The organism is Candidatus Neomarinimicrobiota bacterium, from assembly GCA_041862535.1.
Lineage (GTDB): Bacteria > Fidelibacterota > Marinisomatia > SCGC-AAA003-L08 > TS1B11.
The window spans coordinates 1-7,573 of the sequence record JBGVTM010000031.1; the positions used below are offsets into that span (position 1 = coordinate 1).

A 7,573-nucleotide genomic window follows, 5' to 3' on the forward strand; every position below is an offset into this window, starting at 1 on the left:
TTCCCGAAACAACCCCCCTGGCTTCCCCCGTACGTCTTGACGACATCCAGATATCCGTCGTTGTTGAAGTCCGCTACGTCAAATGCCGTAGTGAATGACCAGCAGGCAATTCCGGGATTATACACAGTAGGGGAACCAAAGTTGCCGTTGCCTGTCCCCAAAAAAATGGCAAACTTTGAGGAAACACCTCCATAGCCACCAGAATAGCCTGCGGCAATATCAGGAATGGAATCACCATTAAAATCGCCTACTTCAGGGATACCCCCGCCCTCCAAGGGGATGATCATCGCAGGCTCAAATGAGACCTGACTGAAAGCTGGTAGGCCTGGGATAAACAGCCCCAAGCCCAGCAGGAGGGCAACCTTGAGCCTGAACGAGGAGGCCAGGCGGGATGAGTTCGGTGCTTTAATCTTCATCTATTCCCCCCCTCACGGCGACGGTACGCTGGGCGGGTTGCCCACCCGCAGTTCTTCTTCGGGGGGAGGCTTCAGCCATTCATCGAACCACCCCTCGGTATAGCCATAGTAGCCGGTGGCAGCGAGCAGGACCAGGACGAGCAAACCTCCACCGCCCCCTTTCTTAGGCTTGACCGCTGGCGGCGGTCGTTGCGCTTCTGGCGGTGGAACCACAGGAGGCTTGACAGCCGTCTCGGCAACGGCTACCGGCTGCAGGGCGATATTCATCCGGTGATGCTCACCGGCAATCGCGAAGAAGGTGGTGTCCGCCTGTTGATAGCCGTTGAGTCTGAGTGAGACCCGGTGCTGCCGGTCGGGGGTGACCTCCGGCACTCTCAACGGGGTGACCCGGAGTCCCCGGTTGTCCAGGAAGACCAGCGCGCCGGGGGGACTGCTCAGGATGGTCAGCTGGCTGTGCAGGCGCAATAGGGGTAGGCTCAGTTCGTAGAACTGGCCGGCCTCGGTAAATAGGGCAGTGTCTACCGGCTGATAGCCGCTCAGGCTGAGCGACACAGTGTGGGTTTGGTTGGGGCCGAGTTCGGCTCTTTCCAGGGGCGTTGAGCCAGCCTTTTTGCTATCAATAATGACATTAGCACCGGGAGGGTTGCTCGAGATGGTCAGCAGGCTGGGCAGCAACTTAAGGGGGATATCCAGCTCGTACAGCCGGCCGGCGGCCGCAAATATGGTAGTATCAACTTGCTGGTAGCCGTCCAGGCTGAGAGATGCGCTATGGGACCGGTCGGGTTCGAGTTCTGCAGCAGCGATGGGCGTTGTTCCGGCATCCTCGCCATCAAGCACAACCCTTGCGCCGGGAGGCTGGCTGGTAATGGCAATGGAAGCCGGTGCTAGTGGAGGCGGCGCAGCGGCACCGGTTACACTGACCAGCTCCGCCGCTATTTCGGGCATGATAGCGAGCAGGCCGTCAATCTCGCCCCGGTAGTCCCGCCACAGGGAGTGAGTAATCTGCCCGCTCTGGACATCAATAGTGCGGATGTCAACGGAATAGGTGGACCCGACCCGGCCGATGGAACCGGCCACTATGGTGGTGACGCCCAGCAGCTGGCCGACCTCCACGGCACACTCGTCAGAGGTGCAGCCGGTAAGTTGAAAATCCTGTTCACTGAGGATCCGTTCCATCTGTCCCCGCTCTACCACGGTAACACCACCCGTCCTTACAATAGCAGCGCGCAGGCGGTCGCTGAGGCTGGCGGCCTCCACCTGGGAGATACCCCGGCCTTCCAGGTCCAGGACAGCAACCGACCCGGATTCCTGAGCTTTGAGAAGTCCCAGGCAGGCCAGAGAAGCTGTCAAGCAGAACAGAAGGAAACGGGAGCGGCTTGATTGCGCGCAAGACATACAGCCTCCTTAGAGCCCCTCAGCTATTGAATAACAATATTATAATTTAAAGGTAGGTAGATTAGAGTGCTATTTCAAGTAATGGTAGAATATAGTATCGACGAGTAATCCTAGTCCTTGCAGGCTTCAGTAATCTCTCTCAGCACCCGCTCGGTATCCTCAAGCGACATCTGACAGGCGGCGGCGGTTACGTGGCCGCCGCCCCCATACTTCTGGCATAGTGCGCCGGCATCAACATTCGAGGTGCGATTAAAAATGGAGTGCGCAACCGATATGGCCTGGAATTCACCACCTTTGCCATCAGCGATGCGCACCGAAATATTGCCGTCGCTGAGACCGGGCAAGGTGTAGATGAGGAAACGGTTGCCCACCGGGATATCCTTACCACGCAGATCACAGACGATCACATTATCCTCCAGGTGCGAGTTCGCTGCGTAAAACTCCCTGGCCTGCTCTTGCATTACTTTGTATTTCAGGATTCGCTCCTGCGTATCCGGCATTTCCAGAATCTCATCGACTGAGTTCATAGTAAGCAGTTCCGGTATTTGAGTGGTCCACTGGAAATTGCTGATGGCAAAATCGTGGACCAGTCCCAGTCCCGTCCGAGGATCAAGCAATAATGCCAGTAACATTGGGCCCCCTGGATTCTGCACCTGTTCCAGAGTCAGAATGCCACTGTCGTAGAAATCGACCTCTCTGATAAGTTCCTCATATTTGCTCAGGATGGGCAGTTCGGCTTCGAAGTATTCCAGAAGCAGCCTGGCCGCACTGGGGGAAATTCTGGCCAATCCCACAAAGTCCGTAGGGAAATCGGAACGCCGGATTTCACTGGAATGGTGATCGAACCACATATGGCAGTCAGGATGATATGGCAGATTGCAGATGATGTCCTGATTGGTAACTTTAAATTTTTTATCCTGCATGTCCTGAGGATGAACTTGCACAAATTCGTCACACAGGTCCAATTCCAACAACATAGACGCACAGACCGTGCCGTCGAAGTCTCCTCGATAAACTACCCGCATTTTTGATACCCCGCCTTTGTTTATATCAGTATGTCAGGTCAAGTAGAGAGATATTACATAACGAGTATTATAGAAGCACCTTTTTATTCTGCGAGAAATCACGCATGCCATTAAAAACTACAGCCTGTCTACAGGCCAGTCAAGATTCCTCCAAAAGCAGTCGCTGGGCTAAAATATGAACGCTGGAACTGTCCCTCAGACGCGGCCAGTGATCTATAATCATTTTATTGCACAGGTGGGGATTTTTCCCCTCGGAAGTCAACAGATTATCCATACGGATCTCTTCGGAAAGAATCCGCTCCTCTACCTATTGAGCTGGTAGTGCTAATGAGCCGGAAAATCGGTGGGTGAAGTTATTTTACCGACGGATGGAAGGCAAAGGTAATCAGTTAGCTAAGCATTCAATTGTCAGCTATTAGCCATAAGCGGTTAGTGCTTAGTCGTTCAGGAGCGTCAGGCGTCGCAGGGTGAAACCGGAATGAGGTGGGACTCGGGAGAATATTGGATGGGGGAAGAGAGACCCCTCGTCAAGCTCGGGGTGACCCTGAAGGTGTTACTTTATCAGTAGCTTGATAGGTTTATAGTGTGCTTCGGCGTTATCCCCGCTGGTGGCGGGACATACTGGCGTGCAATAGGGAGGCCGGAGGGAACGTCGCGCCTCCGGAAGTCCTGCCGTTCCAATTCATTCTAAATTTCCTGGTAGGAAGTAAACCTGATCTCATCTGGGTCACAGGTAAGCAATGGTGCAAGGATTTCCTTCTCCCAGATTTGCCATGATGACGGGTAACCCTCCTTCGGTACTGCCCGGCCAACCGAGCCCCAGAGATGTTCCCATGCTTTCCGGTCCTTATACACCCATATGGCAGCGAAGGTACCGGCGTTTGCACCACGAATTCCCTTTAAGAAATAGTACGCTTCCAGGCCGGGAAGGTCGAACAGTTTACGTTCCCTCGCTGCTTCAATACCATGCTTGAATTGCTCATCAGTTACATCAGGTTTTAGAACATATTCATGAATACTAATCACTTTTTTCATGATTAACTCCGAAGGAAGGTGCTATGCATAATTGCATGCAGGTTAGCACTGCTGGCCATGATGGCACAATACCTCTCTCTTCAAAACGTTTTGTGTAGCGGAATCCTCCCTGGGACTCGCTGCAATCCTGTTGGTGATTCTTCGTAAAGCCGAACTATTCGCTGAGCTAAGTTTCTCCACTACCGGGAATTGTATTTCGCCTGTCCTACTTCAGCAGCAGCATCTTGATGGACTTGGTGTATTCCGGTGTCACCAACCGGGCTTGCCCGGCGAAGCGCAGCGTAGCCGGGCGATGTAGATGTCGAAGGGCCGCTTCAGACTGAGGCGTGAGTTAGGTCTTGATAACACTGGATACTCTCTTAGTTTCAAGATCCAGAATCTCCTCAATATCGTTTCCAGGTCTGCCAAAACAGATATAAACGAGATAAAATGACCAGATCAAAGCAATCCTTAGAGGAATATTTATGAAGGCCATTGTATACACAAAATAAGGGCCACCGGATGTTCTTCAGCTCAATGAGGTAGAAAAACCTATTCCTGAAGACAATGAAGTACTAGTAAAAGTCCACGCGGCATCTGTAAATGACTGGGACTAGGGTCTCCTGAGAGGTAAGCCGTTCGTGAACCGCCTGCTATTTGGACTTATAAAACCAAAAATCAAGATACTCGGAGTTGATATAGCAGGGCAGGTTGAAGCGGTTGGCAGAAACGTAAAACAGTTTCAGCCAGGTGATGAGGTATTCGGGGACACATCCGCGTATGGTTGGGGCGGTTTCGCCGAGTATGTATCTGTTCCTGAAAATGCTCTGACGTTGAAACCGACCAGTATGACATTCGACGAAGCAGCAGCTATACTTCAAGCGGCGGTCATCGCCCTGCAGGGTCTTCGCAACAAAGGACAGATTCAGCCAGGACAAAAAGTTTTGATTAATGGTGCGTGTGGTGGCGTTGGTACGTTTGCGGTGCAGATTGCCAAATCATTCGGGGCTGAAGTGACTGGCATGGATAACACGAGGAAATTGGACATAATGCGCTCGATTGGAGTAGACCAGGTCATTGATTACACGCAAGAAGATTTCACTAAAAATGGGCAGCATTACGACCTGATTCTTGATGTTGCGGCATATCATTTGATTTTCGACTACAAGCGTGCATTAAGTCCCAAGGGAATTTATGTCATGGTCGGAGCTTCCTCGGCTCAGATGTTCCAAGTTGGGTTCCTGGGACCATGGATTTCAATGACCGGGAGTAAGAAAATGGGCATCCTGGCACATAAACCAAAAAAAGGCTTGGATTATTTAAAAGAGCTTTTTGAATTCGGAAAAGTCGTACCAGTTATAGATAGACGTTACCCATTAAATTAGGTTCCTGAAGCTCTCCGATATTTTGGAGAAGGACACGCCAAAGGAAAAGTAGTAATAACTTTGGAACACAATAATAAATCCTGACAAATTAGGAGGAGTATAACATGAATAAGATAAATAAAAAGAACGATAAGAGCATGTGGGCCATTTGTGGAACAACACTTATGGGCATAGGTGTGGGATTCATTTTCCTTCAGGAATCAGCTCTATTATTTATTGCATCTATACTTATAGGAATAGGCCTTGGTCTGTTGACAACTCCTATAATTTCAAGTAAAAAATTGTAAAAGCAAAACTAATAAAGAAAAGATGATAGAAAAACACATGCCACCAATAGAGTTTATTTGTTAGATAATCTCAGGTTTGTAGGTCGGTGTTTACCCCGACTTCATATACATATATCGAAATGGAGGGTGACATGGAAGCATTAGCAGGTGTGGGACAATTTTTGTTGGATTAGAAATATTTTTCTTGTGGATTGCCGCGTGTCGTATGGACAGGACTTAGGACACCTCTTTAAGACTTGGAAAAGTGAGTATCAGAAAGGATGGTTTTTGAGATCTTATAATCAAGTCCTGAATAGTTGCCAGATGGAGATTGTTTCGCCAGTCACCGTATCCACATAGATGTACCAGGAGGGGGATTCGGAGGGTAGATATTCGATGCCAATCCGCCAAGCTACTCGCAGTTCGATGCAATCACTCGTCCGGAAGGGTAGCACCACTTTTTCTTCAGAATCCATTATAGAACTTACGTTCACTATAAAGACATGAGGTTCTCCGCCTAAACCATGCCAGGTGATCTCCGTGCCTATGATCATCTCTTTGGCCTTGCTACAGCTTACAGATTCGCATTTGGGAATGGTGATTTCGGGATACCAGTGCCCCTCAATCCAGTAAGCACCTTCAGAATACAGGCCTACAGAGATACGAGTATTCAGGACTTCCAATCCCTCGTAAACCTGGTTATGAAACCTAATCAACCAGTTATAGTATACTTCGGCAGGTTGGCCTCCACATTCCCCGGAATCAGCTCTACTACCTCTGGAAGTCTGTACTTCAAACGCGGGAAAATCTGGAAGACCGGTAAATTCCCCAAACTTCAGAACGGCTTCCTCAGCCCAGGTAATCATCAGGGTTTCCTGGGATGGACAGAGGCCTTCCGCACTCCATCCCTGGTACACACCCTCGCTTGTGATATAACCGAAGCTGTCCAACTGGGCACTTTTAAGCTGTCCATCGTTTAATGTATTGATGGTCTGCTGGAGGGCATGAAGATCTTCCGGTGGCAGTAGGCAGCTTTTACTGGGATAGTCCTGTGGCGCAGCGCAATCATCATTCAAGTCAGAGTCCAATATGCCGCAGTTCTGAACTGCGAAGGCAATGATGAGACCTAATATGAGTAGTAGCCTTGCCATAGGATAGAGTTTCATTTATCTGGCCCCCCTTAACGAGAAGTTTTTGGCTCTAAGAGGTCGTACTCATTTCAGCAGCAGCATCTTGATGGAATGGCTGTACTCGGGTGTCACCATCAGACCGATGTACATCCCGGTGGGTAACTCACGACCGGTCCTGTCCCGACCATTCCAGACCAGTTGATGATGCCCTGCCTCCAGGTGCCGATCCGCCAGGCGCACCACCTCCCGGCCCAGCAGGTCGTACACCACGATGTGGACATCCGTTGCCTTAGGTAGCTCGAACTGGATGGTTGTCGTGGGATTAAACGGGTTGGGATAGTTCTGTAATAGCTTGTATGACCACGGTACCAGGGACTCCTCCTCAACTTCGGTAGACCACGTTACCATAACCATGCCATTTGTGAGCCTGGAAATAGTGCGTTCGTATGCTACTTCATCGGTTGCCTGAGCATACACAAATGATATGTTGGAAGAGGAGTTGGCGACAGCGGTCTGATCCACTGCAAAATCGATAGTTAAGATATCACCCTGTTTTCGCTGGATGCTGAGCGGGCTTGATATGGTAAAGTCTATAATGCCCCGTGATGCTACATTCCTTTTCAAGCAAAAACCATGAGTCAGCTCAGTCGTCCTCGTATTCAAGTATGAAAGAATATTAGGAGCGAAGGATACTCTAGCGCTCAAATCGGCTACCCCATTGAGATTATTACCTGAAATACACACCTGGATAGTATCCCCGGGCGCCACCTGGAAGGTTGGGATGTGAAGGGTGATCCCGTCGCCGACGACGATCGAAGTATCGGCACTGGAACCACCAAAGGCACCGATATCATTTATCGATCCGTCCAGATCGTTGTATACCGGATCAGGGTGCCCGGCATCGATGCATGGTGAACCGGCCGCCAGGCGATAATTACCTTG

Annotated in this window: 7 protein-coding genes and 1 pseudogene; 2 read left to right on the forward strand and 6 right to left on the reverse strand. The window is 50.3% G+C overall.

Features of this window, described 5'->3' with window-relative positions; genetic code table 11:
* From ACETWG_01240 to ACETWG_01255, 4 genes are all read right to left on the reverse strand, one after another.
* Nucleotides 1-416, reverse strand: a 416-nt coding sequence (locus ACETWG_01240; GenBank protein ID MFB0515211.1) for an FG-GAP repeat domain-containing protein, incomplete at its 3' end; no start/stop codon positions are given.
* A 12-nt stretch (nucleotides 417-428) separates the two neighbouring features.
* Nucleotides 429-1,811: a PEGA domain-containing protein gene (locus ACETWG_01245; GenBank protein ID MFB0515212.1), complete on the reverse strand. Its 1,383-nt coding sequence runs from the start codon at nucleotides 1,809-1,811 to the stop codon at nucleotides 429-431.
* Between the two features lie 110 nt (nucleotides 1,812-1,921).
* Nucleotides 1,922-2,836: an exopolyphosphatase gene (locus tag ACETWG_01250; GenBank protein ID MFB0515213.1), complete on the reverse strand. Its 915-nt coding sequence runs from the start codon at nucleotides 2,834-2,836 to the stop codon at nucleotides 1,922-1,924.
* Nucleotides 2,837-3,523: 687 nt separating this feature from the next.
* Nucleotides 3,524-3,871: a hypothetical protein gene (locus tag ACETWG_01255; GenBank protein ID MFB0515214.1), complete on the reverse strand. Its 348-nt coding sequence runs from the start codon at nucleotides 3,869-3,871 to the stop codon at nucleotides 3,524-3,526.
* Nucleotides 3,872-4,404: 533 nt separating this feature from the next.
* On the opposite strand from ACETWG_01255, the pseudogene ACETWG_01260 reads away from it, so the two are divergent.
* Both ACETWG_01260 and ACETWG_01265 read left to right on the forward strand, forming a co-directional pair.
* Nucleotides 4,405-5,319: pseudogene (locus ACETWG_01260) on the forward strand (NAD(P)-dependent alcohol dehydrogenase).
* Between the two features lie 20 nt (nucleotides 5,320-5,339).
* On the forward strand, nucleotides 5,340-5,522 hold the full coding sequence (locus tag ACETWG_01265; GenBank protein ID MFB0515215.1) for a hypothetical protein: 183 nt from the start codon (nucleotides 5,340-5,342) through the stop codon (nucleotides 5,520-5,522).
* A gap of 281 nt (nucleotides 5,523-5,803) precedes the next feature.
* On the opposite strand, the gene ACETWG_01270 is transcribed toward ACETWG_01265, so the two are convergent.
* Together ACETWG_01270 and ACETWG_01275 are read right to left on the reverse strand one after the other, a co-directional pair.
* Nucleotides 5,804-6,667, reverse strand: coding sequence for a hypothetical protein (locus tag ACETWG_01270; protein MFB0515216.1), 864 nt, complete (start codon nucleotides 6,665-6,667; stop codon nucleotides 5,804-5,806).
* A 48-nt stretch (nucleotides 6,668-6,715) separates the two neighbouring features.
* On the reverse strand, nucleotides 6,716-7,573 hold an 858-nt coding region (locus tag ACETWG_01275), incomplete at its 5' end, for a FlgD immunoglobulin-like domain containing protein (protein ID MFB0515217.1).

Coding starts and splice junctions, on each gene's coding strand:
- ACETWG_01245 (MFB0515212.1), bottom strand. CDS start 1,811: ATGTCTTGCGCGCAATCAAGCCGCTCCCGTTTCCTTCTGTTCTGCTTG.
- ACETWG_01250 (MFB0515213.1), bottom strand. CDS start 2,836: ATGCGGGTAGTTTATCGAGGAGACTTCGACGGCACGGTCTGTGCGTCT.
- ACETWG_01255 (MFB0515214.1), bottom strand. CDS start 3,871: ATGAAAAAAGTGATTAGTATTCATGAATATGTTCTAAAACCTGATGTA.
- ACETWG_01265 (MFB0515215.1), top strand. CDS start 5,340: ATGAATAAGATAAATAAAAAGAACGATAAGAGCATGTGGGCCATTTGT.
- ACETWG_01270 (MFB0515216.1), bottom strand. CDS start 6,667: ATGAAACTCTATCCTATGGCAAGGCTACTACTCATATTAGGTCTCATC.